This is a genomic window from Bacillus sp. JZ105 (assembly GCF_053903125.1).
This window is the reverse complement of the sequence record NZ_CP096387.1, coordinates 3,447,560-3,472,311: the sequence shown is the minus strand read 5'-3', so window position 1 is coordinate 3,472,311 and position 24,752 is coordinate 3,447,560. Positions and strand designations below refer to the sequence as shown.

The window sequence follows — 24,752 nt, the reverse complement described above, 5'->3', positions numbered from 1 at the left end:
TCCTCTCTTTGGAACGCCTCTCTTTCTTACCTTTTACAAATCACCAATTTCCCTTTTTTCAGTTCGTCTAAAAGGGTTAAGGCTAACTCTTGATCGGCGCCAGTTGACATCATTTTGGCCATCAGTTCATCATCCCGGGTGCGAATGACATTGGCGACTTGATCCAAAATCCCTTGATCAACCGCAGTCATGCTTTTGGCGTCTGTATACTCTGTTACGGTATCAGAGCGTTCTGGGTCGTAGGCAAAAACAAAAACAGCGTCCTTTGATGATCCCGATGAATGAATGTGGTCAATGGTCTGTTTTGCTTCTTTACTATTCTCCACCGTGATATATTCCATCATCATCACTCCTTTTCATCAAAAATTCCCATTTTCCCATCAAATCAAACCGCCTTTTATATCATGAGAAGTAAGCCAATTTATGTTTTAATGGAAAAAGACGAATCTATTAAAGGAGTAAGCTGCATATGAAGATTTCCTTATTAATTGTGACACATAACCGGCTCAGCGCACTGTGTGAGCTGCTTGAATCCATTACAAGACAAACCGTACAGCCTTTTGAAATTGTTGTCGTCAATGATGCAGGAGAGCGAGTTGACATCATTCAGGAACTTTACCCTGAGCTTCCGATCCGCTTGATTCATTTAGATGAGAATGTCCAGCATGTGAATGCCAGAAATGTGGGGGTGCGGGAGCTGACAGGCGACGTCATCATGCTGAGTGACGACGATGATTACTTCACACCTTGTCATATCGAACGCATGAGCAAGGCGCTGGAAGATGCCGATTTTGTCTTTTCTGATGCAGAAATTGTATCATTTGAAGAAAAAGGTGCGACCCGTTTCCCGCTGTCGAGACGTTTGTTTGCTTATACAGCGGATATTGAGGATATGCGCGTCTTTTCTACATATGTTCCTTCCGGCAGTATGTACAAACGCTGTATACACGATGAGATTGGCTATTTTGATCCAGCGATGCATCATTATTGGGACTGGGACTTCTTTTTGCGGGTATCACAGCATGCCCGAGTGAAACGGGTGCCAGCTGCGAGCGTGATCTATGCGTTTTTTGACGGCGGTGGAAATCAGTCCAGTGATCTTGGTGAAACAAGGAAAAACTACTTAGATGATTTAAGTGAAAAGCATGAACTGGGCGATCTGCCGACAGCGAACTTTGCTATATTATTAGAAGAACCAGCGATGAAAAAAAGAGAATCAGAGAGTGAGATTGTGTGGGATGGAAAACCAATGATCTCCAGACTAGCGCAGCAAGTAGAAGGAGGAAAACCACAATGAAGCCATTTTTAAATGATAGCTGGTGGGCTGTGATGAAAAGTGAATTTGAACAGCCGTATTATCAGGAATTACGTGAATGGATGAAGGAAGAATATCGCACGCAGATCGTTTTTCCAAAACCAGATGACGTGTATCGTGCTCTTCATTTGACGTCATATGAAAAGGTCAAAGTGGTGATTTTAGGACAAGACCCTTATCATGGCCCAGGGCAGGCACATGGATTAAGCTTTTCTGTTCAGCCGGGCGTCAAACATCCGCCATCTTTGAGAAATATTTTTCAGGAGCTACAGGATGATCTTGGCTGTCCTGTTCCAAACCACGGCTCACTTGTCAGCTGGGCAGAGCAGGGTGTGCTGCTTTTAAACACTGTGCTGACTGTGAGAAAGGGCGAGGCAAATTCTCATAAAGGCAAGGGCTGGGAACGTGTGACAGACCGCGTGATTGATGTGCTGAATCAGCGTGAACAGCCCGTCGTTTTTGTGTTATGGGGAAGACATGCTCAAAACAAGAAAGAACGCATTGATCAAAACAAGCATTTCATCATTGAGTCACCTCATCCAAGTCCTTTTTCTGCAAGAAACGGCTTTTTTGGCAGCCGGCCGTTTTCAAAGGTAAACGCGTATTTAAAGCAAATGGGGATTGAAGAAATCAATTGGTGTATCAAGGATATTGAATGAAAATAGGACGAGGGGAGAGACCCTTCGTCCTGTTTATTTTAAAAATTTACGAACCAAGTCGAGTCCGTTTTTCGCATTTGGATAACGGAAGGAAAAATCGAAGCGATTGGTTTGCCGCAGGACGCTTTTTTCATGCGTAAACGTAAAGAAGCTGTCCTTCCCGTGATATCGCCCCATGCCGCTTTCGCCGACGCCTCCGAATGGCAGGTAAGGTGTAGCGACATGCATAAGCGTGTCATTGATACATCCTCCGCCAAATGAGAGGTTGTCTAGAATATAGGTTTCTGTTTCTTTATTTGTTGTAAATAAGTAAAGCGCAAGCGGCTTTGGCCTTTCTTTGATCATATGAACAGCCTCATGCAGAGAATCAAAGGTCATGACAGGCAGAATCGGTCCGAAAATTTCCTCCTGCATGACGGGATCTTCCCATGTGATGTGGTCTAAAATGGTCGGAGCGATTTTGAGCTCCTGTTCATTGCGCTGTCCACCTGTGACGATCGTTCCATTTGAGAGAAATTGTGTAAGTCTGTCAAAGTGGCGCTGACTGACATTTTTTCCAAAGTGCGGATGCGTTTCGGGATGTTCACCATAAAAGTCACGGATACAGGCTGTCATTTCTCGCAAAAGTTCCTCTTTGATGGATTCATGAACGAGCAAATAGTCTGGTGCAATGCAGGTTTGCCCTGCATTAGTGAATTTTCCAAAGGTGATCCGCTTCGCTGCCAGCTTGATGTCGGCATCAGGCATGACAATGCAGGGACTTTTTCCGCCAAGCTCAAGTGTGACAGGGGTCAAATGCTTTGCGGCGGCTTCCATGACGACTTTGCCAACTGCCACACTTCCAGTAAAGAAGATATAATCAAAGGGCAGTTTCAGCAGCTCTGTACTGACATCAACGCCGCCCTCTACGACAGCCGCATGGTCTTCTTGAAATACACGTTTGATGATAGTGCTGATCACTTGTGAGACTGCCGGCGTCAGCTCAGACGGCTTTAAAATCACGGCATTTCCCGCAGAAATCGCGCCGACTAATGGAGAAAGGGCCAATTGGAAAGGATAGTTCCAAGGAGCCATGATGAGCACACTTCCATAAGGTTCCTTGATGATCATGCTTTTTGATCCGATATGCGTCAGCGGTGTTTTCACGCGAGCTGGCTTCGCCCATTTGTGAAGGTGCTTGATGGTATGATTGATTTCTTCATACACCATCCCAATCTCTGTTGTATAGGCTTCCTGTTCGGATTTATGTAAATCATGGGCTAAGGCCTGTAAAATATCCTTTTCATGCTGTTTGATTGCTGCTTTTAAGTCTTGAAGAATGCGGATGCGTTCTTGAACCGCCGGCTTCTGAAAGACTTTTTGTTTCTGAAATAGAGCAGTGAGCTTGTCCATTATTCAATCCTTTCATAGACGATGTTGTTTCTTTTATTATGTGTGAATGAAGATGACGGGTCAAATAAGAGAGTCGTGAGCGCACTGCTTTGAAAAAATGAACCCATTTGGTTTGTTCATTTGGTAAAATAATGTTGAAAAGAGATTTTTTTAGATTGGAGGGTCTACCCTTGAATATTCATATATCAAGTCTGCTTCAAAAAATGGAGGAAGCGGTTCAAAAAGCAAAACAAAGTGAAAATGATGAAGAGGTGAAACGTCAAGTGGCGGCCATCTCTTCATTATGTGATGTCATTCTTGACGCACCATCACAGGTGCAAAGGCCGCAGTCGCCGGTCATTTCACCACCTCCCTCGATACATACACCATCAGCACCATCTGTGTCTACAGATCAAGCCATGCTGGAGAAACTCATGGGCACAAGTGGTGTGAAGAAATTTCAGCAAAATGATGAGGGGCAAAAAGAGAAGGACGGGAACGGCGACTCTATTTTTGATTTTTAAAGGTCTTGTCACGACAAAGGGAAGGTGATTGATTTGAAACTATTTTTGGGCGCCATTCAGTGGATGGCATTTTTTATCGCAGCTTCTATTGCCGTACCAATTGCGATTGCACAAGCATTTGAATTGAATCAAGTGCAATCGGCGGAGCTGATTCAAAGTACTTTCTTTTCACTTGGTCTTGTGGCGATGGTGCAGTGTTTATGCGGCCATATGCTGCCGATCAATGAAAGTCCAGCAGGGCTTTGGTGGGGGGTGTATACCCTTTATGCCGGCATGACAGGAACAATCTTTGCGACGTATTCTGAAACCCTGCAAGCATTACAAGGGGCTTTAATTTTTAGTGCTGTTTTCTTTTTTATTTTTAGTCTATTTAAAATCATCAATTGGCTCGCGTCTTTATTTACGCCAGTCGTCACAGGCATTTACCTGCTGCTGCTTGTTGTGCAGTTAAGTCAGCCAATCATGAAAGGACTGATGGGCATCGGCTATCGGGGAAATCAAGTAGACGGGCTTGTCTTTTGCTTATCGATCTTGATTATTATCCTCACATTCATGATCAGCCGCTCAAAATGGCATTATTTAAGGCAGTTTTCTGTGTTATTCGCACTTGCAGGCGGATGGCTGTTATTCGCTCTACTCGGATTGGCGAAGCCGGTTCGAATTCCAGAACAAATCATCGAGTTTCCGAAGCTGTTTCCATTCGGTATGCCGGTCTTTGACAGTGGATTGCTTGTCACGTCCTTTTTTATAACGATTTTACTCATTGTGAACATGCTGGCAAGTATTCGAATTGTGGAAAGCTCAGTGAAGGCATTTGGTGAACTGCGTGAGCGGAAAAGAGCACGTCCTGCCGGTTTTGTTGCAGCATTTGGTCATTTACTAAGCGGGCTGATCGGTGCGATTGCGCCTGTACCTATTTCGGGGGCAGCAGGATTTATCCAGACAACCAAAATTCCTTCGAGAAAGCCTTTTTTCATAGGAAGTCTGCTTGTTGTTCTCATTAGTTTGTTTCCGCTGCTCATGAGCTTTTTCTCTGCATTGCCATCACCTGTGGGGCTTGCTGTAAACTTTGTGGTCTTCTCATCCATGATTGGAATTGCGATGTCGGAGTTTGATCAATATGAGAAAGAAGAAATTCCGCGCATTCGCTTTGTCCTAGGGATTGCTGTTTTAGCAGGCGTAGGGACGATGTTTGTGCCTCAGGGGGCCTTGAAAGGGATGCATCCTGTGCTCATTTCATTACTAAGCAACGGTCTTGTTCTAGGCACACTTATTGCGATTGTGGTCGACCAAGTCTTGTTACGAAAGAAAAAGAAATCTGACAATCTCGTGTCAACGTAAAGGGAAAGTTGAATGTCGCCCTTCACCCGCGCTATGATAAACATAATTGACGAGATAAGGAGAATGACGAATGAAACTATTTTTCATTTTAGGTGCCATTAATGCCATGCTTGCTGTTGGACTTGGAGCCTTCGGTGCGCACGGTCTAGAAGGGAAAATCCCTGAAAAATATATAGAAATATGGAATAAAGGTGTTCAATATCAAATGTTCCATGCCATTGGCTTATTTGTTGTCGCTTTTCTTGCAGATAAGCTCTCAGGTGTCTCCTTGGTTCCTGCCGCTGGCTGGGTGATGCTTGCAGGCATCCTTTTCTTCTCTGGAAGCCTTTATGTGCTGGCATTGACACAGGTGAAGATTCTAGGTGCCATTACCCCTATTGGCGGAGTAGCATTTATCGCCTCTTGGATCATGCTTGTCATTGCAGCAGCAAAAAATTTATAAGCCAATAAACCAATGCTCTCATAGGGGCATCGGTTTTTTTCTTAACTCCAGTAAGGGGTATAGTTGGGCGGTGTTTGATAATATGGGACGTAGTGAGATGGGGGGATAGGATGTGTTTGAGACTCTTCTTCCCGGTGGCAAAATGGTCCGATAAACACACTTGGTTTCACAGGCTTTATCGCCTGCTTCCACTGTGTTTCGTTCATGCAATAAGTATGGGCCATGATGTGAGAAGGGGTGAGGGTGAGAAGGTCTGAGCCTAGGATCACTTCAGGTGTAGATGCGTTAAAAATGGCCAACAAATGAGTTCTGTCTTGGAGAGCGACTTCATAGTGCCACCAGCCTTGAGGCACGTTTGCCACCTGTCCAGGTGTGATGGTGTAGGTGTGCAGTTTTTTTGTAAATGGATTCAGCATCGATACGGCAGCAGAACCGGCTATACAATAAACAAGCTCTGCGGCATTTTGATGATAATGAGGCTCTACGACTTTGCTTTTACTTAAATATATATCCAGCAGGGACACTTGATCCAACGAGTTTAATTGTTTTTTTCCTAACACATTAATCAGGTTATGCTGATCGAATTTCACAAGGGGGCTTTGATTCAGATCATATGAAAATTTGACATTTGGTGATGTATAATCCAGCTCAACAGTCATTGATGTCACCTCTAGGCTTTTGATAAAAACTACTAGGCATCTTATGAGCAGCGCACCAGAGGTGTGACAAAAACCTAGATAAAAGAAAAAAGCAAGGGCACCTGAGCCTTGCTTTTGCCATAATTGACGTTATCTCGGAGAATATGTTGACATCGAATAAGGATAATCATATTGAATTTCTCCATCAAACGTAATGTAATCAAGATAGATCGTTAATAGTAAGTATCGTGTTCCTGTTTTATTATCACTAATGATAATATGGTCACGCCCTGCAGCTTCTATGACGCCTCTAAAAATCTTCGAATTCCATTCCTTACTCGCCTCAAACGTCATATAAATCGTGGCTACCTTGCCGCGGTTCAATCGTAAAATATTTTCAATATAGGACTGCTCAATAGGCAGCTGCCCTGTGACATTCTGCTGATAAACCGGTCCAGAAGGAATTTGATAGGGCTGACCGCCGCCCTGCGTTCCTTGACCTCCTTGTGAAGTGCCGGTAGACGGCATTGGTGAAAACCCCTGCTGCATTTGACCCTGCGTTTGGGGAGGGACTGAATAACCCATCTGCTGCGCAGGATACGGATTTGCTCCATATTGTTGCTGGCGGAAATCTTGACCTTCGAAACCCGAACCTTGCCCAAATTGATTTTTCAATTTCATAACGTTCCTCCTCTTTCCTCATGGTGTTCTAAACAGAAGGCGCTAAAGCACCTGTTGTTTCCATAGCATTCTTTCTCTCTTTCACACTATGAGACAGGAGGAGAGAATATGTACATTGAACGAAAAAAAGGAACTGCTATGCAATTCCTCAGCGTGAAGACAATCCCTCGTATTCTATCGGTACTCGTCTTTTTTACAGGATCCAGTTTATAGCGTGCTGAATACCAAATAAAAGTGTCATGATGAGAAAAAACGCAGCGGGCGGTGTGATCACAATGATGAAGGCTTGCCATAATCTGAGCTTCATCACAGCGACAATGCCTAAAACAGCCATTCCCAATATCCACGTCTTTGCATATACATCCGTAAGAGTCAAAAGATCGAGATAATACCATACTTCATAATGCTGATCTAAATATGGTGAGATTTTAACAAACGTATACGGACCAAGCATCCCAACAGTGGAAATCCAAGTAAGTGAAAATAAAGCAGAAGGGAAAATGACCGTCAGTGTGCAGGCTTTGAGTATATCTCGATACGCCGTTTGACAGCCGAAAAAGAGTCGCCCTAACCACTTGATGATGAGGACACCGAAAAATAGAATCATATTGCCTGCCAAAATACCATATCCCGCTCCTTGTAACAGAATAAAAGGGAATGGAATATGATTGCCCATATACTCGCTAAAATACCCTTCGTAGACCCAGCCCGTACCGGCGATACTTGCAAGGAGCATCATCAGCCAAATGGGAATATTGGAATGTCGATATGAGCGAATAATCGTTTTTGTCGCGACGAAAATTTTAAAAAATCGAAAAAATCCTTTTACTTCTTCTTCTTGGGAGTGATCATTCTTCATAGCTTCCAATGTTCTTTACCCCTTTAATACACACAAATGATTACTTATATTACCAAAATGTTCGCGTTTTTCAAAGATAGATCAATAAAAAAATACAATTTTATCAAAAATAGGTCACTCTACAGTCTCTTTAAGAGGAGACACATATGATGAACATAGTTTGAAAGAGACCGAGGTGAAAACTTTGACAAAAGTAACTGTCATTATGACGAGCTACAACAAGGCGGCTTACGTCGGCAGATCGATTGAAGCGGTCCTGCAGCAGACGCTGTCAGACTTTGAACTTTATATCATGGATGATGGATCAAACGAAAAAACCCTTGCTGCTATTGAACCGTTTCGCAAAGATCCCCGCGTTCATTTCATCCAAAGCGGTATGAAAACGCTGGAAGAGAGAACAGCGAAAACCCGCTACGCCGTGCTGATTAATCAAGCATTAGAACTGGCAAAGGGCGAGTATATTTCCTATGCCACAGATGACAATGTCTACGCCCCGGACCGTTTAGAGAAGCTCACTCATTATCTAGATGCCCATCCAGGTAAAGATATTGTCTATTCTAGTTCTAAAGTGATCTATTTAAATAGCAAAAAAGAGCCAGTGAAGGAAACGATTCGGCCGGCGCAAACAGTGCAATGGAATGCCCCCTGCGCCGTAGATCATTGCTCGGTCGTGCATCGTGCATCCATTTTATCAAAAATTCATGCTGAATTTGGGTCCTGCTGGGACGAGAGTCCGCATTTTTATCGAATAGGGGATGCCCGTTTCTTTTTCCGGTTAAATCATTTTTATCCGTTCTATCCCTTTGATGAAATATTAGATACAAATTACATCACAGAACAGTCGATTCATTATCAGCTGGCAGAAGAAGAGAAAAGTGCCTTTATTCAAGCACTTCCCGAGCAGTCCACCTGCTGGGAGCTTCGCAGTATATTAAAACAAAGACATGGGAGGTGACCTGAAGTGTCGCACTATATTCATCATTATTGGCAGGTGTACTTTGAGTATGTGAATCTGATGAAGGATTTGTCCTACAAGCAAATTCCTCTTGGCTTGATCAGTAATTTTTATCAATATATCAGTCCTGAAGTGAGGGAACGCATGGAAGATGAGGCATTCGGTCAAGAACTGACAACCGCTTGTCCATTACCGGAAGAGATTCAGCCATTTTTTGATCAGCATAAGCAGCAGATCAAGCGTATCGCTTATCGTCCGGCAAATGGAAAGGTATTGCTGCACTTTGAACACCTGCGTTTTACTGAACAAAATTACACGCGGTTCCATCCAAACCAAACGGTGGTGCTCGCTCGCTGGAAGAAGGCGGATTATTTCGGATTACCTGTGATCAGTAAGCCGGAATTAGCCGGAGAGGTTAATAAAGAAGCCCACGCTGAATATATTGAAAAAGCAAATGCTCTCCTTAAACCTTACGCTCACCACCCTGTCTTTGGCAATGTCTTTTTTAGAGAAAAACTGCGGAAGGACATTGTGCAATTTATTGATGTCATTGACCAGATAGAAATGCTATTTCAAATACAGCCGATTGCAGCTGTCATTGTTGGAACGACAGAGGATGTCTACAGCCGCGTACTCGCTTTGCAAACAGTGAAACGCCAGCTTACGAGCATCTGTCTTCAGCACGGCGCGCTTATGGGAGACGAAGCCTTTTTACCGATTTTCACGACTTGCCATGGGGTGTTTGGAAAGTATGAAAACGACTGGTATGTAGACAAAGGCTGTCAGCCGGAACAAGTGGAAATCACAGGTCATCCGAGGTTTGATTTGGTGAAGGAGCGAACGCCGCTTCAACAGGATCTCATTTTTCGTAAATTGAACTTCAGTCCTGCTAAAAAGACAGTGCTTGTGGCAACGCAGCCATTTTCTGAAGCCTTCTATGGCGATGTTCTTAAAACGATTGCCAAACGGAAAGACATTCAGCTGATCATGAAGCCGCATCCTTGGGAAATTGCTCGAAATCGATTAAATGAGTATGTGTCTATTGAACGAGTGGGAAAACATGTGAAATTGATTAAAAAAGAAATTGACCTGTATGACCTGCTGCCATATGTGGATATCGTGATTACGCTCACATCCACAGTTGGTCTTGAAGCAATGCTTTTTGAAAAGAGTGTGCTGATCGGGAAAATGACAGAAGGCAGAAGATACCCATACTACGAGTCGCTTGGCAGCTATCATATGGAAAACCCTGTTGAACTAGCTGAGAAAGCCATTCGTATTTTGTCGGATGAACAAGAGATGAAACTAGCAAAGCAGCAAGGAGCTCAGTTCATTAAACAACATTATCCGCATGCGCGATCTATCGATGTTCTGCTTTCTCTGCTCAAAACAAAAACTGGTGTGGATTTTCAGAGATGAAGATAGGGGTGTGCAAGCGATATGGAAAAAAAGAGAGCACAATTTCTTCCTTATGCTCTGCCTTTCATTGAGCAGGAGGAAATTGATGAAGTCATTGGAACATTAAAGTCCGGCTGGCTGTCAACTGGACCAAAAGTAAGACAGTTTGAAGAAGAATTTCAGCAGCTGACCGGTGCAAAACATGCGATCGCTGTCAATTCATGTACGGCTGCTTTATTTTTAGCCTTAAAGGCAAGAGGGATTGGGGCTGGGGATGAGGTGATTACAACCCCTCTGACATTCTGCGCAACAGCCAATACGATTATCCATACGGGGGCAGCGCCTGTATTTGTCGATATTGATCCAGCGACACTCAACCTGGATGCAGAGAAAATAGAAGCGGCCATTACACCACATACAAAAGCGATTGTTCCTGTTCACTTTGCCGGTCAATCGTGCGAGATGGACCGAATTTTAGCGATTGCCAAAAAGTATGATCTATTTGTACTTGAAGATGCTGCCCACGCTCTTTACACAACGTACCACGGTCAGCCCGTTGGTTCCATTGGTGATGCGACCGCTTTTAGCTTTTATGCAACGAAAAACCTAGCGACTGGTGAAGGCGGCATGCTGACAACAAATGATGATGCGCTTGCTGCTCGGATTAGAAGACTAGCGCTCCATGGGATGAGCAAGGGAGCGTGGAATCGTTATGGAGAAAAAGGAACGTGGTATTACGAGGTCGAGGAACCAGGCTATAAAATGAACATGTTTGACGTGCAGGCATCGTTAGGGCTTGTTCAGCTAAGCCGACTAGATGACATGCAGGCACGGAGAGAACAGATTGCAAAAGCATACAATCAGGCTTTTCAAAAAGAAGCGGGTTTGATCGTGCCGCCTGTGCATCAAGAAGGAAGACATGCATGGCATTTGTATGTACTGCAAGTGAATCCAAAAGAAGCATTCATCACGCGGGATGAACTGATTGATCAGCTGCAAAAGGAATATAAAATCGGCACGAGTGTTCACTTTATCCCTGTTCACTTGCATCCATACTATCAAGAAACATATCACTATTCACCAGAGGATTTCCCTGAGTCACTCGCATACTACAAGCAGACGCTCTCACTGCCGCTCTATCCAAGTATGACAGATGAAGATGTGCAGGATGTTATCACAGCGGTGTTGTCTATTTTAAAAGAACAGAGGGCATCATCATGAAGGTCGTTCATGCTGTAGATGATCAGGTGCTCGCTGCTTGGCTGGAGAAATACGGTCAACAAGCGGAACAAATGAACGGCTTCAAGCAGTTTGCTCTTGTTAATGGCGCCCAGCTCAAAGCAGTCCTGTTATATGAATGGTCAAAATGGGAAAGCGGCATTTTTGATCAGCATATTTTTCATGTGAAGTTTGTGGAAGCGGAGTCAGCGTCTTCTTTTCAAGAATTGATGGAGCGTTTCATCAATTGGATGAGAACTGAAAAATGCGATTTTTTCTTTTTACGTCTTGAAGCGTCTGATCTTGTAAAAAACCGTATCGTTCAAAGACTGTCACATGTGTACTATGTGGGCGGTCTCACTCGTCTTGAGGCCCCGCCTGTTCAAATGGAGCTTCCATCAGCAGGTGAAGATGTGGTTATTAGTCTGCCGGATGAAAAAGATTACGATGAGGCGGTCTCACTTGCTCATCAGGCGTTTGGGAAAAGCCGGTACGCACTTGATCCTTTTTTAGATCAGAATGTCGTCCAGCATTTCTTTCAGGAATGGATGAGAAACAATTTACTCGGACGTGCAGATATCAATCTCGCGGCAAAGGTAAACGATGAAGTCATTGGTTTGATTCAAGGGGTGACAAAGGGCGATGAACTAGTGCTTGATTTATTGTCCATTAGACCGGATGCACAAGGGAAAGGGATCGGAAAAAAGCTCGTGATGGCGATAATAAAAGCCTCTTATGAGAGAGGGCATCGGTTTATGTCTGCCGGAACTCAGATGCATAACACAACCGCGATTCAGCTGTACGAAAAGCTGGGCTTTAGAACAAAAAATGCCTTCTTGTATTATCATGTGTGGCCGAAAAAAGGAGAGAGGTAAGATGGCGCATTTCTATATCGGAGATCGCAAAGTAGGGGATGGTGCGCCTGTCTTTATCATTGCAGAGGCAGGCATTAACCATGATGGAAAGCTGGATCAGGCGCTTGCTTTAATTGATGTGGCAAAAGAAGCAGGTGCAGATGCGGTGAAGTTTCAAATGTTTCAAGCTGATCGGATGTATCAAAAGGAACCGGGTTTGTACGAAACAGCCAAGGGGGAAGAGGTGTCTATTTTTTCTTTAGTGGAACAAATGGAGCTGCCGCCAGAATGGCTCCCGGTGTTATTGTCACGTTGCGCGGAAAAAGGGCTGGTATTTTTAAGCACAGTGTGTGACGAAGAATCTGCGGATCTATTGAATCAAACCGATCCGCCGGCTTTCAAGCTGGCATCCTATGAAATCAATCATCTGCCTCTTATGCGTCACACGGCATCTTTTCAAAAGCCCATCATATTCTCAACAGCCGGGGCAACCATTTCGGATGTCCATGAAGCATACGAGGCGATTACAAGCGAGCAAAATCAGCAGGTCGCTATCATGCATTGCGTAGCAAAGTATCCAGCACCTAGAGCTTACACGAATCTGCGCGTGCTTCAAACTTTAGCTGCGGCATTTCCCGACGCAGTCATTGGCTTTTCTGATCATAGTGAGCATCCAACTGAAGCGCCTGTAGCTGCTGTGAAGCTTGGGGCAGCAATCATTGAAAAGCATTTTACAGTCGATAAAACGTTACCTGGGGCTGATCATTCCTTTGCTCTTGATCCTGAAGAATTGAAGGAAATGGTTCAGCATATTCGAGCGGCAGAAAAGCAGCGGAATTTAAAAGAAGCTGATATTCATTCAGTGCCAGAAGAGCTCCTTGGCAGTTCTTATAAAACGACAACAGCTATTGAAGGCAAGATTCGTGAATTTGCGTATCGAGGCATTTTTACGACAAAAGGCATTGCGAAGGGCGAGACATTGACCGCAGAAAATCTAGCTGTGTTACGTCCAGGACAAAAAAGCCAAGGTCTGCATCCAAGGTATATGGCGGTTTTACTTGGCGCAAAGGCTGTCAGAGATATCCCGGCCCATACAGGGGTTTCGTGGAAAGATGTACTCATGAAGGAGACGCCAAATGATCAATGATGTCCTTTTTGTCATACAGGCGAGAATGGGCTCAACAAGGCTGCCAAAAAAGGTAATGAAATCGATCGGCGGTATGGCGCTGATCGACCTGATTGTTGAACGAGTAAAGCAATCAGATCATTACAATCACAAATCGCAGAATCTCATGATCGCCACAACAGTTGAGGCAGAAGATGATCTGCTGGCTCATTATTGTCTCTCCAAGGGCTATAAAGTATTTCGTGGCAGTGAGACGGATGTACTGCAGCGATTTGCGCAGATTGTCCGTCATTTTGAACCGCAAACCATTGTGCGTTTAACAGGAGATAACCCATTTATAGATCCAGTCCTTTTGTCGAAAATGCTTGAAAAACATAGACAAGAGAAGGCTGATTACACGTATACGGCTGGAACGCCACTCGGTATTTCCGGGGAAATGATCGACGCACAGATTTTAAGTGAAATCGACAATTTTCCCCTTACGCAGCCAGAGCGTGAGCATGTCACGCTCTATATCAGAAAGCATCCTGAGCAATTTCACCTGCAATTATTCACACCGCCCAAAGAACTTGCATATCCTGCTTATCGATTCACGATTGATACAGAAGAAGATTATGTGTTTGCGACCCGTTTACTAGAGAAAGCTGGCGGCTCCATTGCTGTACCTACGGCTGAACTCATCACCATTTGCGAACAAGACCCTGATATTGTTCGGTTGAATCAATTTGTGAAACAGAAGGATGCTGAATGAACAAGAAAATCATGATTGTTGTGTACGGTGGGTTTTTAAGAGGAATGGGGCATGTCGTCAGAATGAAACGGCTGGCAAATCAACTGCTTCAAGAAGGAAACGACATATCTTTCTATACAAATGAACAGATCTGTGTAGAAATGCTCTCAGGTCCAGATTGGCACGTTCATTTGGTGCAGGAGTCGAAGGCATTCCTTCAGATGGAGCAGGACATAAAAGAGCTGAATCCAGATCTTCTGCTGATTGATGTACTTGATTGTGACCTCCAATTTCTTCGATTGATCAAAGCGTCCTCCGGCTCTGCAAGGCTGGTTTTATTCGAAGAAATAAGAGCAGAAGCCTGTCAGCTTGCCGATGCTGTCGTGAACGGCATTTATGGCGGTCTGGACAAAAAGCACATGCAAGTAGATGGGACAGAATATTTTTATGGAACACCTTATTTATTGTTAGATCAAGAGATAAGCCGATTAAAAGACACATATGAGGTTCGAAAAGAATGCAAAAAGGTTGTCATCAGCCTTGGGGGCAGTGACCCGCGCGGATTGTTATCAAAGGCTGTATCAGCACTCCTCGAAGCTGATCACTTACACATCTTAGCGGTTACAGGAAAAGCCTCCCGCATTGAAGAACAAATAGAGGCTGAGCATATTCAATTCATTCGTCATACAGATCAATTACCTGCGCGCCTTTCGGAAGCTGATCTGGCAATAGTGGCTGGCGGGATGACGTTATACGAGGCAGTTTGTATCGGAGTGCCCAGTATTGTCCTTTCACAAGTCGACCACCAAGCAGTGACAGCCGCTCGTTTTGCACAAAAGGGAGCCTGCCGTCATCTTGGATTAGGTGAACTTGTGGATGAAAAAGATATACGATGTGCTGTGGAAAGGCTGTCCGGCAGCTATTTTCTCCGCAGGAGCATCCATCTCAATGGACGGACACTCATCGATGGAAAAGGAACTGAACGAGTGAAAAACATTCTTATACACCTCATGAATCATCACCAAAAAGAACATAAGGATGTGTAGATGTGAAGGGAGTTATTTTAGCAGGAGGAAAGGGATCACGACTGGCGCCTTTAACGAAGATCTTCAATAAACATTTATTGCCGGTTGGTCCATATCCAATGATTTATTGGTCATTGTTCAAAATGAAGGAAGCAGGGATTTTAGATGTGATGGTCATATCACAAGAAGAACAAATCCCGCTGTTTCAAAAGCTGCTTGAAAGCGATCAGGAACTGGGGATGAACATCGTATATCAGGTACAGCCTGAAGCGTCTGGGATATCAGACGGCTTATCCTATGCAAAGCCCTTTGTCAAAGGGGAGAAGTTTGTGCTTATGCTTGGTGATAATGTATTTGAGGATTCGCTAAACCCTTTTGTTGAAGCCTTTCAGCGGCAAGATAGAGGAGCCAAGGTTTTGTTGAAAGAAGTGGCAGATCCAAACCGGTTTGGCATTGCAGAAATTGATGCCACGCGCCAACGGATTTTATCAATAGAAGAAAAGCCGGAGTATCCGCGCTCATCTTACTGCGTCACGGGCATCTATTTTTATGATCAAGAAGTCTTTCAATATATTGAGAGAATCTCGCCGTCAGATCGAGGCGAATTAGAGATTACAGACGTGAACAATCTCTATATCTCAAATAGCCAGCTGACCTATGATATGTTAAAAGGGTGGTGGATTGATGCAGGAACACATGAATCTCTCCACGAAGCATCTGCGAAAATGTTTGAAACGATGAAGAAAAAAGAGGGATCCGAATGACGAAGTCTTATTTAATTACAGGCGGAGCGGGTTTTATCGGACTGAATTTTGTGAAGCTGCTGCTTCAGGATACAAATATCAGGCTCACCGTTTTTGATAAATTAACATATGCCAGTCATCCAGACGAGATGGATGAATTATTAAAGTTGTCTCATTTTCGGTTTATTCAGGGGGATATTACCCTTCAGCATGAGCTGGATCAAGCATTTGACGAAGTCTATGATGCAATCATTCATTTTGCGGCAGAATCGCATGTTGATCGCAGCATTGAATCGGCAGAGCCTTTTATTCAAACAAATGTCCTCGGAACGTATCGTATGCTTGAAGCGGTCTTAAAAGGAAAGGCGAAAAAGCTCATTCATATTTCAACAGATGAAGTATATGGAGATTTGGAGCCAGCTGACCCTGCTTTCACAGAACAAACACCACTTTCACCGAATAATCCTTATTCAGCAAGCAAGGCGAGTTCAGACCTGCTTGTGAAATCCTATATCCACACTCACCAATTACCCGCAATGATTACACGATGCAGTAACAATTACGGACCGTATCAGCATGAGGAAAAATTAATACCGACCATTATTAGAAAAGCAGTCAATGGAGAGAAAATCCCGATTTATGGAGACGGCCGGCAAATTCGCGATTGGCTGTATGTAGAGGACCATGCGAGAGCTGTGAAGAAGGTGCTCGAAAACGGCACAGCCGGGCAGGTATACAATATTGGCGGCGGCAATGAGAAAACAAATCTCGATTTAACCAAAACGATTCTATCGCAGCTCGGAATCAGTCATGATCAAATTGCGTTTATTCAAGACCGAAAAGGACATGACAGACGGTATGCCATTGATGCCAGTAAGCTAAAAGGCGAGCTCGGCTGGACGCAGGAGACGTCATTTGAAGAAGGTATCGAAAAAACGATCAATTGGTATCGAACCAAATACGATCAGAGCGAAGAAGGGTGACGGATGAAAGTTTTAATCACCGGTGCAGGCGGCCAATTAGGGAAAGAATTGAGCAGACAGCTCAAAAAAAAAGACATGACCGTCATTGCCTTAACGAGGAACATGCTCAATATCACAGACCAGCAGGCAGTTAGACATGCGATGAGACACTATCAGCCTGATATTGTTGTCAGTGCAGCAGCCTATACATCTGTTGATCAATGTGAAACAGAAACCGAAAAGGCGTATCTTGTGAATGGCATTGGCGCCTACTATACAGCCCTGGAAGCAAAGCGCGCAGGCGCTGATGTGTTACATGTCAGTACAGATTATGTGTTTGACGGGCAGGCGGACACCCCTTACCAAGTCGATGCACAAGCAGATCCTCAAACCATTTATGGAAAGAGTAAGAAGCTTGGTGAGGAATTGATTCAGCTTGTGTCAGACGAAGTGAAAATCATTCGTACCTCGTGGCTCTACGGACATGAGGGGCATAACTTTGTGAATACCATTCTTCGGCTCGCTGAAACGAAGGATCATTTGCGCATTGTGAACGATCAAATAGGGTCTCCTACTTATACAAAGGATGCAGCCGAGGCCTTGATTCATTTGTTTAATCAGAAGGCAGGCGTGTACCATGTCAGTAATCGAGAAAGCTGTTCCTGGTTTGATTTTGCGTCAGAAATTGTGATGAAAAGCGGCCTGTCCGCCACAATTGAGCCGATTTCCACGGAAGAGTATGGCTTCCAAACGCCTCGTCCAGCCTATTCTGTCTTAGATCTTCAAGCCATTGAAGCCACAGGCTGGCAGCCGAGGCATTGGAAGGATGCACTTCACGAATATTTGCAGAAAGAAGGGAGATGGCAACAGCATGATTGATGGTGTTCAAACAAAAAAACTCATGAAACATTGTGATGACCGCGGCTTTTTTGCAGAGCTCATTCGAGATGATGAGCCGATGCTGAAACGCTTTGGTCAGGCGTCATGGTCGAAAAGCTTTCCAGGCGTGATCAAAGCCTTTCATTATCATGAAAAACAAGACGACGTTTGGTTCTTCCCGGCAGGTCATGCACAGGTCGTGTTATACGATTTGCGTGAGGACTCTCCCACAAAGGGGCAAACCGATGTGTATTATATGGGGGAAGACAATCCGATGCTGCTTCTCATCCCAAAGGGTGTCGCGCATGGCTACCGTGTACTAGGTGAGACGCCGCTGCAAATTGTGTATTTCACAACAGAATCGTATGACCCGAAAAACCCAGATGAAAAGAGAATCGCCTGGAATGACGAAACGATCGGGTTTAATTGGGAAACGACATTTAAATAGAGAACGAGGGCCTTTCAGAAAAGAAAGGTCTTTTTACTTTTATACAACAACAGTCCTTCATTTCTCTAAGCACCTCGTTCACGTTTATAGCTGACAAAACTGACGATACAACCAAAAAGCGTAATGAGTGCACATACAAGCCCTACCGTATGATAGCCGAAATGGACATAAACAGGTCCCATCAGAGCGGACCCAAGCATAACGGCAAGATTGGAAGCAAGGCTGTAAAAAGCCATCACTTTGCCTCGGTGGGTTTGAGAGCAGTCGCTCAGGACGGTGCTCAAAAGCGTGACGGATAAACTTTGCATGGCACCCCAAATCAATAAAGTGAAAATGAGCAATGTCCATGAGAACGGTGCATAAGGAAGTAAGGCAAGAACGAGCGTAATGCCGCCCAGCACAAAGAAAAGTGAGCGTGTTTTGCCAAACCAATCAGCTAATTTCCCGGTAAATATACTCATGGAAAAACCAACGCCATAAGCCATGATCAGAAGTCCAGCTGTTGATTGCCCCCCAGAAAACAGACTTTGCAGGTAAGCCCCTAAAAATGAGTACATGCCATAAAATCCAAGCATGTTACAAAATGTCACGGTCAAATAGGCAGGGACTCGGTCGATTTTTAAAGCCCCCCATATAGAGCCTGATTTCTCCCTAGCTTGAGATGCCTTCGGATCAGCTGCTGCGACTTGTTTTCGAGATTCAAGAATGACGAGCAGCAGGACAACGAGACTCATCATGGCGAAAATCCAAAATGTCCAGCGCCAGTTCAAACTTTGACCAATAAAGGCGCCAATGGGCACACCAAGGACAAGAGAAAGAGACCAGCTCGATACAATGAGTCCCATCACTTTGCCGCGATATTCATATGGAACCCGGTCGCCCACGAGAGCATAGGCTGTTGGCACAAATACACCAGTCGCCAGCCCAGAAATCGCACGGCCTGCAAAAAACACTGTCAGATTTGGGGCAGCAGCACACATCACTGTTCCAATTAAAAAGAAAGACAGCCCGATAATCAAACACAGCTCTCTTGAATACCGGTCCCCTAAAGGAACGAGCAGCGGAGCTCCAACCAGCACAGCTAACCCATAAATGCTGATGGAAAGAGCGAGAACATCAAGAGAGTGCTGAAAGGAGTTTGATAAATCAGGCAGCAGTGGTGAAATCACCAGCTCTTCCGATCCCGCCGCAAAAACGCCAAGTGTGAGTGCAATGGCAAGTGTGATGGGAAATGTTTTAGAAGCCTGGCTGTCTAAAGATTCTTTCATCAAGTGATCCCTCCATACTTGCTTTTTCATTCAATTCCGTTAAAATAAATTCTACCATTATTTAGTTTTATTTTACATTTCGGATCATAAGTATTATCATAAAATACTTATCAAATGGAACGATTTTTGGATAGGAGAGGTACGAATGAAAATCACCGATGTAGATATGCATATTTTAAATGAATTGAGAGAAGATGCCCGCTTATCCATGAGGGAATTGTCCAAACGAGTGAATTTATCAGCACCTGCGGTAGCAGAAAGAGTGCGTAAATTAGAGGATGCAGGGATTATCGAAGGGTATTCTGTTCAGGTCAATTATAAAAAATTAGGGCTTCTGATTGACTGCCTGCTGGAAGTTACAGTGTTAAATGGGGAATATCAGCGTTTTGTGGCTTTTATGAACGAGCATCCACGCGCCTTTTTTGCTTATCGAGTGGCAGGGCAGTCTTGCTTTTTCATTAAGCTGTCTGTTTCTTCTCTTGAAGAAATTGAAGCCTTTATTCAAAAAGTGTCTGGATTTGCAAAAACCGTCTCCCATATTGTCTTGTCAGAGCACTCTTTTTCCCATCCCATTCAGGAACGCTTGAAACAAATAGAAGAGCCAGAAATGACTGTGGTGAAATAAAAAAGGACCTGACTCAGGTCCTTTCAGCGTGTAGACAAACCCTCGCATTCGGTGTCAGGCCTGCGTGCCGGTGCTCACGAATGTCAAATTCGCTCCGCAAAAGTAGCCGTCCTTCCTAGACTGCAAAGGTTTTCTATCACGCTGAAAAGAAGACAAAGAGCTAAAATAAAAATCATTTTAGCCCTTTGTCAACAATCTGAACAAGGACCTGGCTCAGGTCCTTGTTGTTCGTCTATCTGACTGATAGCTCATGATTGTAATAATGAGCCCAATAAATGTCACAGCTGCAGCAAATAACGGAACAAGCTGTAAATGTGTGATTTCGATAGCAAGACCGCCAAGCGCTGCACCGCCGGCATTCCCAATATTAAAGGCAGAATGGCTGAGCGTCGATGCGAGTGTTGGTGCCTCATGTGCCATGTTCATCGTGCGGTATTGCAAGGTAGGAACAAGAATAAATGAAATGATTCCCCAAACAAAAATGGTCAGCACGGCAGGCACTTTGAATTCGGAAGTGACTGTAAACAATAACAGGACAGCAATGAGGAGGATCAGTGTCACTATAATACTAGGCATCAGCTTCCAGTCAGCAAGCTTTCCGCCAACTAAATTCCCGATGGTAACCCCAAGTCCAAATAGGACAAGGATGAGCGTCACCCCATTTTCCTGAAAGCCAGTGACTTGCAGCAGGATTGGGCTGATATACGTAAAGGCTGTAAATACACCAGCAAAACCAAAGATGGTCATTGCAAAGGAAACGAGTACCTGTGGTTTTTTCAAAACGGATACTTCATTTCGAATATCGAGCACTTCTTCTTTCGACTGATTTGGGACTAAGCTGATGATACCAATTAAGGAAATGAGACCAATGACGGCAATGACTAGAAAAGACATACGCCAGCCGAATTGATTTCCGATAAAGGTACCGAACGGCACACCGAGTACATTGGCTACTGTCAATCCTGTAAACATGAAGCTGATCGCGCTTGCGCTTTTCTCTTTAGGCACAAGCCTTGCAGCCATAATGGCTCCGACGCCAAAGAAGGTTCCATGAGCAAATGACGTTAAAATACGGGCGGCCATTAATAGACCATAAGAGGTCGAGACAGCGGCAGCAGCATTTCCCGCCACGAAAAGAATCATTAACAGAATGAGGAGACGTTTCCTCGACATTTTTCCAGTCGATAACGTTAAAATAGGTCCGCCAGCTGCGACACCAAGTGCGTATCCAGTAATTAGCTGCCCTGAAGCAGAAATTGATACATGAAGGTCGTTTGCGACATTTGGCAAAAGTCCCATGATGACAAATTCAGTCATGCCAATCGAAAACGCACCGAGCGTTAACGCAAAAATAGCGATGGGGAAGTTTTTCATGATGTGATCACCTTTCTAAACAAATACATAAAAAAGCTTCGGAGAGATCCGAAGCTTTAAGATTTTATCATACATGGAAATAAGACGCCAGCTGCTCGTTTGCTAATCGGTTTCCAACAAAGAAGGAACCAAATTCGCCGTAGCGTGCACTGACTTCATCAAAGCGCATTTCATAAACCAATTTTTTAAATTGAAGCACATCATCAGAGAAAAGGGTAACGCCCCACTCATAATCATCAAAACCAACAGAACCTGTAATGATCTGTTTTACTTTCCCAGCATAGCTTCGGCCAATTAAACCGTGGCTTCTCATAAGAGATTTACGCTCATCCATGGAAAGCATGTACCAGTTGTCATTGCCAGAACGTCTTTTATCCATTGGATAGAAGCACACATATTGAGAAGAAGGAAGCTCTGGATATAAGCGAGCACGTACATGCGGGTTCTCGTAAGGGTCGCCGCCATCGCCGCTTCCTGCTAAGTAGTTGCTGAGCTCGACAACTGAAACATACGAATAAGCTGGAATTGTAAACTCTGCTAGCCGTGTCTTGTTGAATTCGAGTTCAATTTCACCTAGTTCTTCCATTGTCGGACGTAAAATCATGAGCATAATATCTGCCTTTTGGCCGACAATACTATAGATTGTTTGGCTCCCAGCCTTATCTTGTTCAGCTGTTTTCCATTTTTCCAATAGACCTGTGAACTCATGAATGATGGCTTGGCGCTCATCACTTGTCAAAAGCTTCCAAGCTGTCCAGTCGATCGTTCTAAAATCATGCAGCGCATACCAGCCATCTAGTGTTTGAGCTGCTTCATTTGTTGTATGTTGTTCGCTCATTTCTTTCACTCCTATTAACAGTTTTCCATCTGTTCCAACTATAACATAGTTTGTCCAAATGGAGATGTGATCAAAACTTGAACGAAGAAAACAGCTTTTATCAAAATTGATTAAATTAGTTTGAAAAATAAGAATTTAATTTGTAAGCGCTATAATATAAGTTGGTAGTTTGAATTTAGGTAGAAGAAGAGTATGCTTAAAAGAGAACGCTTTTTTTGTAAAATCAAGGAGGGTATTGAAGTGGCAGATATTTTTTCAACAGTTCAGGAAAAGGTTGCAGGTAAAGGAGTAAAGATCGTTTTTCCTGAGGGAATGGACGAACGCATTCTAACAGCCGTTCAAAAATTAGCAGATGGCCAAGTATTGCAGCCAATTGTGGTAGGTAAAAAACAAGAAGTTGAAGCTAAAGCAAAAGAATTAGGTCTTACACTTGATGGTGTTGACGTGTATGATCCTCATACATATGAAGGTTTTGAAGAGCTTGTACAAGCTTTCGTAGAAAGACGTAAAGGCAAAGCAACAGAAGAGCAAGCAAGAAAAGCATTACTAGATGAAAATTACTTCGGTACAATGCTTGTGTATAAAGGTCTTGCAGACGGACTTGTGAGCGGTGCGGCACACTCAACTGCTGACACAGTGCGTCCAGCACTTCAAATCATTAAAACAAAAGAAGGCGTAAAGAAAACATCTGGCGTCTTCATCATGGCTCGCGGCGAAGAGCAGTACGTGTTTGCTGATTGTGCAATCAACATTGCTCCAGACAGCCAAGATCTAGCTGAAATTGCGATTGAAAGTGCAAACACAGCAAAAATGTTTGATATCGAACCACGTGTGGCAATGCTTAGCTTCTCTACAAAAGGCTCAGCAAAATCAGACGAAACAGAAAAAGTATCTGAAGCAGTTCGCATTGCAAAAGAAAAGGCACCTGAGCTTGTACTTGATGGAGAATTCCAATTCGATGCAGCTTTCGTTCCTTCAGTAGCAGCGAAAAAAGCGCCAGATTCCGTCATCAAAGGCGACGCCAGCGTATTTGTTTTCCCTAGCCTCGAAGCTGGAAACATTGGCTACAAAATTGCACAGCGCTTAGGTAACTTTGAAGCTGTAGGTCCTATCCTTCAAGGTTTAAACCAGCCAGTAAACGATCTATCAAGAGGCTGTAATGCCGAAGACGTTTACAACCTTGCGCTTATCACAGCAGCTCAAGCACTATAATGATCTCGACAAAGGCAGCCAGTACGATAGATTCGTGCTGGCTGTTTTTTTGATGACAAATGTGTACAATATGCCGATCGTAGGAATTGGCTGGCTCATCGGAATGGGAATACTTCCAGTATAGAAAGGAGAAACACATGAGAGCATTGATGGAATTTTTATTTAAAGTGCTGCTTGTCCTGTTCTTAACGTCATGAGCCCTGTTGGTATTCGGTCAAATACTAGGGATTCTTTTGCAAAAGGGAGATATGATCATTGCAAGTACGAACCTATTCAAAAACCCAACATTGGTGTTAAGTGCCTTTTTCAGTCTTGTCGGTTTCTCTCTCAATTATATTCCTGAAAAGAAAGACACCGCATTTAGCGATCATCCATCAGCAACAGCAGGTGAATCGCTCAAATAGCAATAAAAAGCTGGATTCAGTAAATGAATCCAGCTTTTTTGCGTGTGAGAAATAGGTATTAAAACCCAATACGTACGATTCATTTTTTGGTAAATTCACTTTCAATCATATGCCTCTTGTGCTAGTAAATGGTAACATAACGGAGGACTATTTAAGGAATAGAGGTGTTTGACCATATCTGGAACAATCATCGGTTATAAAGCAGCCTTGTATTCATTAAAGGCAGATATATCTATCAAAAAAGAACAAATCATCGAACTCAATATGTGCCGAAAAGAAATCAAAGAGGCAAAGTGGGCCCTGTCAGATGCCAGCAAAAAAATCACTCATCCAGACCTGACATCACATACATGGTTTGGCCATTTGGCAGACACGTTTGATGACATTCGAGACGAAATGGCTTCCGCCAGTCAGGAAATAAAAGGTGTACAGCTAACCAATCTATTAAATCGAATCAATGAGAAAATCAGTGATTTAACATCGGATATCCATTCGTTAGAACATGAAATTCATTCGGTTGAAAGAAAAATAGAGAAAGAAAAGCAGAAACAACTGGAAGAAAAAAGAGGGTAGTCACATGACGAGAGAAATTAAAATAGATGCCAGCCAGGTCAAACAAGTATTACAGCATGCAAAGCAATCAGGCGCTCAAATGAATGCAGCCCTTCCAACCACCATCAAAGGGAGAAATCATCTCCTGACGGCAGACACATTAGAAAAGATCAATCAGCAGCTGAACGAATTAAGTACATCCTATATAGGTATTTTTCAGAAACAGCTTGTACAAACAGAACAAGCGGTGAACACCATGATTGAAACGGACAAGGCGCTTGCTTCCAGCAGTAAAAGAAAATAAAGGAGAA

30 protein-coding genes are annotated in these 24,752 nt (G+C 43.8%); 22 read left to right on the top strand and 8 right to left on the bottom strand.

The window, feature by feature from the left end; genetic code table 11:
- Nucleotides 1–26: 26 nt before the first annotated feature.
- Complete coding sequence (locus tag M1D81_RS17910) at nt 27–341, bottom strand: general stress protein (RefSeq protein WP_024426410.1); 315 nt, start codon at nt 339–341, stop codon at nt 27–29.
- Between the two features lie 128 nt (nt 342–469).
- Here M1D81_RS17910 and M1D81_RS17905 point away from each other — a divergent pair, with 128 nt between their 5' ends.
- Nucleotides 470–1,297, top strand: coding sequence for a glycosyltransferase family 2 protein (locus M1D81_RS17905; RefSeq protein ID WP_024423819.1), 828 nt, complete (start codon nt 470–472; stop codon nt 1,295–1,297).
- Entirely contained in the window at nt 1,294–1,974 is a 681-nt protein-coding gene (locus M1D81_RS17900) for a uracil-DNA glycosylase (RefSeq protein ID WP_456266154.1), read from the top strand. Before M1D81_RS17905 ends, M1D81_RS17900 begins: the two co-directional genes overlap by 4 nt.
- Before the next feature lie 33 nt (nt 1,975–2,007).
- Here M1D81_RS17900 and M1D81_RS17895 read toward each other — a convergent pair whose 3' ends face one another.
- Entirely contained in the window at nt 2,008–3,366 is a 1,359-nt protein-coding gene (locus tag M1D81_RS17895) for an aldehyde dehydrogenase (protein WP_456266155.1), read from the bottom strand.
- A gap of 170 nt (nt 3,367–3,536) precedes the next feature.
- Between M1D81_RS17895 and M1D81_RS17890 the strand changes: the two genes are divergently transcribed.
- The 3 genes from M1D81_RS17890 to M1D81_RS17880 all read left to right on the top strand — a co-directional run bounded on the left by M1D81_RS17890 (nt 3,537) and on the right by M1D81_RS17880 (nt 5,652).
- Complete coding sequence (locus M1D81_RS17890) at nt 3,537–3,869, top strand: YwdI family protein (protein ID WP_456266156.1); 333 nt, start codon at nt 3,537–3,539, stop codon at nt 3,867–3,869.
- Between the two features lie 33 nt (nt 3,870–3,902).
- The gene (locus tag M1D81_RS17885) at nt 3,903–5,210 is read left to right on the top strand and encodes a purine/pyrimidine permease (protein ID WP_456266157.1); all 1,308 of its coding nucleotides are present in this window, start codon (nt 3,903–3,905) and stop codon (nt 5,208–5,210) included.
- 70 nt (nt 5,211–5,280) lie between these two features.
- Entirely contained in the window at nt 5,281–5,652 is a 372-nt protein-coding gene (locus M1D81_RS17880; protein WP_025093833.1) for a DUF423 domain-containing protein, read from the top strand.
- A gap of 41 nt (nt 5,653–5,693) precedes the next feature.
- Here the strand turns inward: M1D81_RS17880 and M1D81_RS17875 are convergent, their stop codons facing one another.
- The 3 genes from M1D81_RS17875 to M1D81_RS17865 all read right to left on the bottom strand — a co-directional run bounded on the left by M1D81_RS17875 (nt 5,694) and on the right by M1D81_RS17865 (nt 7,830).
- Nucleotides 5,694–6,311, bottom strand: coding sequence for a cupin domain-containing protein (locus tag M1D81_RS17875; RefSeq protein WP_456266158.1), 618 nt, complete (start codon nt 6,309–6,311; stop codon nt 5,694–5,696).
- 129 nt (nt 6,312–6,440) lie between these two features.
- A complete protein-coding gene (gene gerQ, locus M1D81_RS17870; protein ID WP_024426405.1) occupies nt 6,441–6,971 on the bottom strand; it encodes a spore coat protein GerQ in 531 nt (176 codons plus the stop codon).
- 193 nt (nt 6,972–7,164) lie between these two features.
- Nucleotides 7,165–7,830, bottom strand: coding sequence for a YIP1 family protein (locus M1D81_RS17865; protein ID WP_456267086.1), 666 nt, complete (start codon nt 7,828–7,830; stop codon nt 7,165–7,167).
- A 184-nt stretch (nt 7,831–8,014) separates the two neighbouring features.
- Between M1D81_RS17865 and M1D81_RS17860 the strand changes: the two genes are divergently transcribed.
- Genes M1D81_RS17860 through M1D81_RS17810 form a run of 11 tightly spaced genes read left to right on the top strand, consistent with a single transcriptional unit; the run spans nt 8,015 to nt 18,168 of the window.
- The gene (locus tag M1D81_RS17860) at nt 8,015–8,785 is read left to right on the top strand and encodes a glycosyltransferase family 2 protein (RefSeq protein ID WP_456267087.1); all 771 of its coding nucleotides are present in this window, start codon (nt 8,015–8,017) and stop codon (nt 8,783–8,785) included.
- A 6-nt stretch (nt 8,786–8,791) separates the two neighbouring features.
- Nucleotides 8,792–10,204 (top strand): capsular polysaccharide export protein, LipB/KpsS family, encoded by a 1,413-nt coding sequence (locus M1D81_RS17855; RefSeq protein ID WP_456266159.1) that lies wholly within the window; start codon nt 8,792–8,794, stop codon nt 10,202–10,204.
- 21 nt (nt 10,205–10,225) lie between these two features.
- Nucleotides 10,226–11,404, top strand: coding sequence for a DegT/DnrJ/EryC1/StrS family aminotransferase (locus M1D81_RS17850; RefSeq protein WP_456266160.1), 1,179 nt, complete (start codon nt 10,226–10,228; stop codon nt 11,402–11,404).
- A complete protein-coding gene (locus M1D81_RS17845; RefSeq protein WP_268479413.1) occupies nt 11,401–12,276 on the top strand; it encodes a GNAT family N-acetyltransferase in 876 nt (291 codons plus the stop codon). The genes M1D81_RS17850 and M1D81_RS17845 overlap by 4 nt, the downstream gene beginning before the upstream one ends.
- A gap of 1 nt (nt 12,277) precedes the next feature.
- Nucleotides 12,278–13,402 carry an N-acetylneuraminate synthase family protein gene (locus M1D81_RS17840; RefSeq protein ID WP_456266161.1) on the top strand — a complete coding sequence of 375 codons (1,125 nt, stop codon included), beginning with the start codon at nt 12,278–12,280 and terminating at the stop codon, nt 13,400–13,402.
- Complete coding sequence (locus tag M1D81_RS17835; RefSeq protein ID WP_456266162.1) at nt 13,392–14,132, top strand: cytidylyltransferase domain-containing protein; 741 nt, start codon at nt 13,392–13,394, stop codon at nt 14,130–14,132. The genes M1D81_RS17840 and M1D81_RS17835 overlap by 11 nt, the downstream gene beginning before the upstream one ends.
- Entirely contained in the window at nt 14,129–15,157 is a 1,029-nt protein-coding gene (locus M1D81_RS17830; protein ID WP_257802360.1) for a PseG/SpsG family protein, read from the top strand. Before M1D81_RS17835 ends, M1D81_RS17830 begins: the two co-directional genes overlap by 4 nt.
- Before the next feature lie 2 nt (nt 15,158–15,159).
- The gene (locus M1D81_RS17825; protein ID WP_456266163.1) at nt 15,160–15,900 is read left to right on the top strand and encodes a sugar phosphate nucleotidyltransferase; all 741 of its coding nucleotides are present in this window, start codon (nt 15,160–15,162) and stop codon (nt 15,898–15,900) included.
- The gene (rfbB, locus tag M1D81_RS17820) at nt 15,897–16,862 is read left to right on the top strand and encodes a dTDP-glucose 4,6-dehydratase (protein WP_456266164.1); all 966 of its coding nucleotides are present in this window, start codon (nt 15,897–15,899) and stop codon (nt 16,860–16,862) included. The genes M1D81_RS17825 and rfbB overlap by 4 nt, the downstream gene beginning before the upstream one ends.
- 3 nt (nt 16,863–16,865) lie before the next feature.
- A complete protein-coding gene (rfbD, locus tag M1D81_RS17815; RefSeq protein WP_456266165.1) occupies nt 16,866–17,720 on the top strand; it encodes a dTDP-4-dehydrorhamnose reductase in 855 nt (284 codons plus the stop codon).
- Nucleotides 17,713–18,168: a dTDP-4-dehydrorhamnose 3,5-epimerase family protein gene (locus M1D81_RS17810; RefSeq protein WP_024423802.1), complete on the top strand. Its 456-nt coding sequence runs from the start codon at nt 17,713–17,715 to the stop codon at nt 18,166–18,168. Before rfbD ends, M1D81_RS17810 begins: the two co-directional genes overlap by 8 nt.
- Nucleotides 18,169–18,233: 65 nt before the next feature.
- Here M1D81_RS17810 and M1D81_RS17805 read toward each other — a convergent pair whose 3' ends face one another.
- Entirely contained in the window at nt 18,234–19,436 is a 1,203-nt protein-coding gene (locus M1D81_RS17805; protein WP_456266166.1) for an MFS transporter, read from the bottom strand.
- Nucleotides 19,437–19,581: 145 nt separating this feature from the next.
- On the opposite strand from M1D81_RS17805, the gene M1D81_RS17800 reads away from it, so the two are divergent.
- Nucleotides 19,582–20,061, top strand: a complete 480-nt coding sequence (locus tag M1D81_RS17800; protein ID WP_456266167.1) for an Lrp/AsnC family transcriptional regulator — start codon at nt 19,582–19,584, stop codon at nt 20,059–20,061.
- A gap of 213 nt (nt 20,062–20,274) precedes the next feature.
- Here M1D81_RS17800 and M1D81_RS17795 read toward each other — a convergent pair whose 3' ends face one another.
- Nucleotides 20,275–21,435: an MFS transporter gene (locus tag M1D81_RS17795; protein ID WP_456266168.1), complete on the bottom strand. Its 1,161-nt coding sequence runs from the start codon at nt 21,433–21,435 to the stop codon at nt 20,275–20,277.
- A gap of 67 nt (nt 21,436–21,502) precedes the next feature.
- Entirely contained in the window at nt 21,503–22,273 is a 771-nt protein-coding gene (hemQ, locus tag M1D81_RS17790; RefSeq protein ID WP_342499802.1) for a hydrogen peroxide-dependent heme synthase, read from the bottom strand.
- 240 nt (nt 22,274–22,513) lie between these two features.
- On the opposite strand from hemQ, the gene pta reads away from it, so the two are divergent.
- The 5 genes from pta to M1D81_RS17765 all read left to right on the top strand — a co-directional run bounded on the left by pta (nt 22,514) and on the right by M1D81_RS17765 (nt 24,745).
- A complete protein-coding gene (gene pta / locus M1D81_RS17785) occupies nt 22,514–23,485 on the top strand; it encodes a phosphate acetyltransferase (protein ID WP_456266169.1) in 972 nt (323 codons plus the stop codon).
- Complete coding sequence (locus M1D81_RS17780) at nt 23,433–23,609, top strand: hypothetical protein (protein ID WP_176365002.1); 177 nt, start codon at nt 23,433–23,435, stop codon at nt 23,607–23,609. Before pta ends, M1D81_RS17780 begins: the two co-directional genes overlap by 53 nt.
- A 124-nt stretch (nt 23,610–23,733) precedes the next feature.
- The gene (locus tag M1D81_RS17775) at nt 23,734–23,889 is read left to right on the top strand and encodes a hypothetical protein (protein WP_456266170.1); all 156 of its coding nucleotides are present in this window, start codon (nt 23,734–23,736) and stop codon (nt 23,887–23,889) included.
- Nucleotides 23,890–24,063: 174 nt separating this feature from the next.
- Entirely contained in the window at nt 24,064–24,462 is a 399-nt protein-coding gene (locus M1D81_RS17770) for a YwqH-like family protein (protein WP_456267088.1), read from the top strand.
- A 4-nt stretch (nt 24,463–24,466) separates the two neighbouring features.
- A complete protein-coding gene (locus M1D81_RS17765; protein WP_456266171.1) occupies nt 24,467–24,745 on the top strand; it encodes a YwqI/YxiC family protein in 279 nt (92 codons plus the stop codon).
- The last annotated feature ends 7 nt before the right edge of the window (nt 24,746–24,752 follow it).

Coding starts and splice junctions, on each gene's coding strand:
- M1D81_RS17910 (WP_024426410.1), bottom strand. CDS start 341: ATGGAATATATCACGGTGGAGAATAGTAAAGAAGCAAAACAGACCATT.
- M1D81_RS17905 (WP_024423819.1), top strand. CDS start 470: ATGAAGATTTCCTTATTAATTGTGACACATAACCGGCTCAGCGCACTG.
- M1D81_RS17900 (WP_456266154.1), top strand. CDS start 1,294: ATGAAGCCATTTTTAAATGATAGCTGGTGGGCTGTGATGAAAAGTGAA.
- M1D81_RS17895 (WP_456266155.1), bottom strand. CDS start 3,366: ATGGACAAGCTCACTGCTCTATTTCAGAAACAAAAAGTCTTTCAGAAG.
- M1D81_RS17880 (WP_025093833.1), top strand. CDS start 5,281: ATGAAACTATTTTTCATTTTAGGTGCCATTAATGCCATGCTTGCTGTT.
- M1D81_RS17875 (WP_456266158.1), bottom strand. CDS start 6,311: ATGACTGTTGAGCTGGATTATACATCACCAAATGTCAAATTTTCATAT.
- gerQ (WP_024426405.1), bottom strand. CDS start 6,971: ATGAAATTGAAAAATCAATTTGGGCAAGGTTCGGGTTTCGAAGGTCAA.
- M1D81_RS17865 (WP_456267086.1), bottom strand. CDS start 7,830: ATGAAGAATGATCACTCCCAAGAAGAAGAAGTAAAAGGATTTTTTCGA.
- M1D81_RS17850 (WP_456266160.1), top strand. CDS start 10,226: ATGGAAAAAAAGAGAGCACAATTTCTTCCTTATGCTCTGCCTTTCATT.
- M1D81_RS17845 (WP_268479413.1), top strand. CDS start 11,401: ATGAAGGTCGTTCATGCTGTAGATGATCAGGTGCTCGCTGCTTGGCTG.
- M1D81_RS17840 (WP_456266161.1), top strand. CDS start 12,278: ATGGCGCATTTCTATATCGGAGATCGCAAAGTAGGGGATGGTGCGCCT.
- M1D81_RS17835 (WP_456266162.1), top strand. CDS start 13,392: ATGATCAATGATGTCCTTTTTGTCATACAGGCGAGAATGGGCTCAACA.
- M1D81_RS17830 (WP_257802360.1), top strand. CDS start 14,129: ATGAACAAGAAAATCATGATTGTTGTGTACGGTGGGTTTTTAAGAGGA.
- rfbB (WP_456266164.1), top strand. CDS start 15,897: ATGACGAAGTCTTATTTAATTACAGGCGGAGCGGGTTTTATCGGACTG.
- rfbD (WP_456266165.1), top strand. CDS start 16,866: ATGAAAGTTTTAATCACCGGTGCAGGCGGCCAATTAGGGAAAGAATTG.
- M1D81_RS17810 (WP_024423802.1), top strand. CDS start 17,713: ATGATTGATGGTGTTCAAACAAAAAAACTCATGAAACATTGTGATGAC.
- M1D81_RS17805 (WP_456266166.1), bottom strand. CDS start 19,436: ATGAAAGAATCTTTAGACAGCCAGGCTTCTAAAACATTTCCCATCACA.
- M1D81_RS17800 (WP_456266167.1), top strand. CDS start 19,582: ATGAAAATCACCGATGTAGATATGCATATTTTAAATGAATTGAGAGAA.
- M1D81_RS17795 (WP_456266168.1), bottom strand. CDS start 21,435: ATGAAAAACTTCCCCATCGCTATTTTTGCGTTAACGCTCGGTGCGTTT.
- hemQ (WP_342499802.1), bottom strand. CDS start 22,273: ATGAGCGAACAACATACAACAAATGAAGCAGCTCAAACACTAGATGGC.
- M1D81_RS17780 (WP_176365002.1), top strand. CDS start 23,433: ATGCCGAAGACGTTTACAACCTTGCGCTTATCACAGCAGCTCAAGCAC.
- M1D81_RS17775 (WP_456266170.1), top strand. CDS start 23,734: ATGATCATTGCAAGTACGAACCTATTCAAAAACCCAACATTGGTGTTA.
- M1D81_RS17765 (WP_456266171.1), top strand. CDS start 24,467: ATGACGAGAGAAATTAAAATAGATGCCAGCCAGGTCAAACAAGTATTA.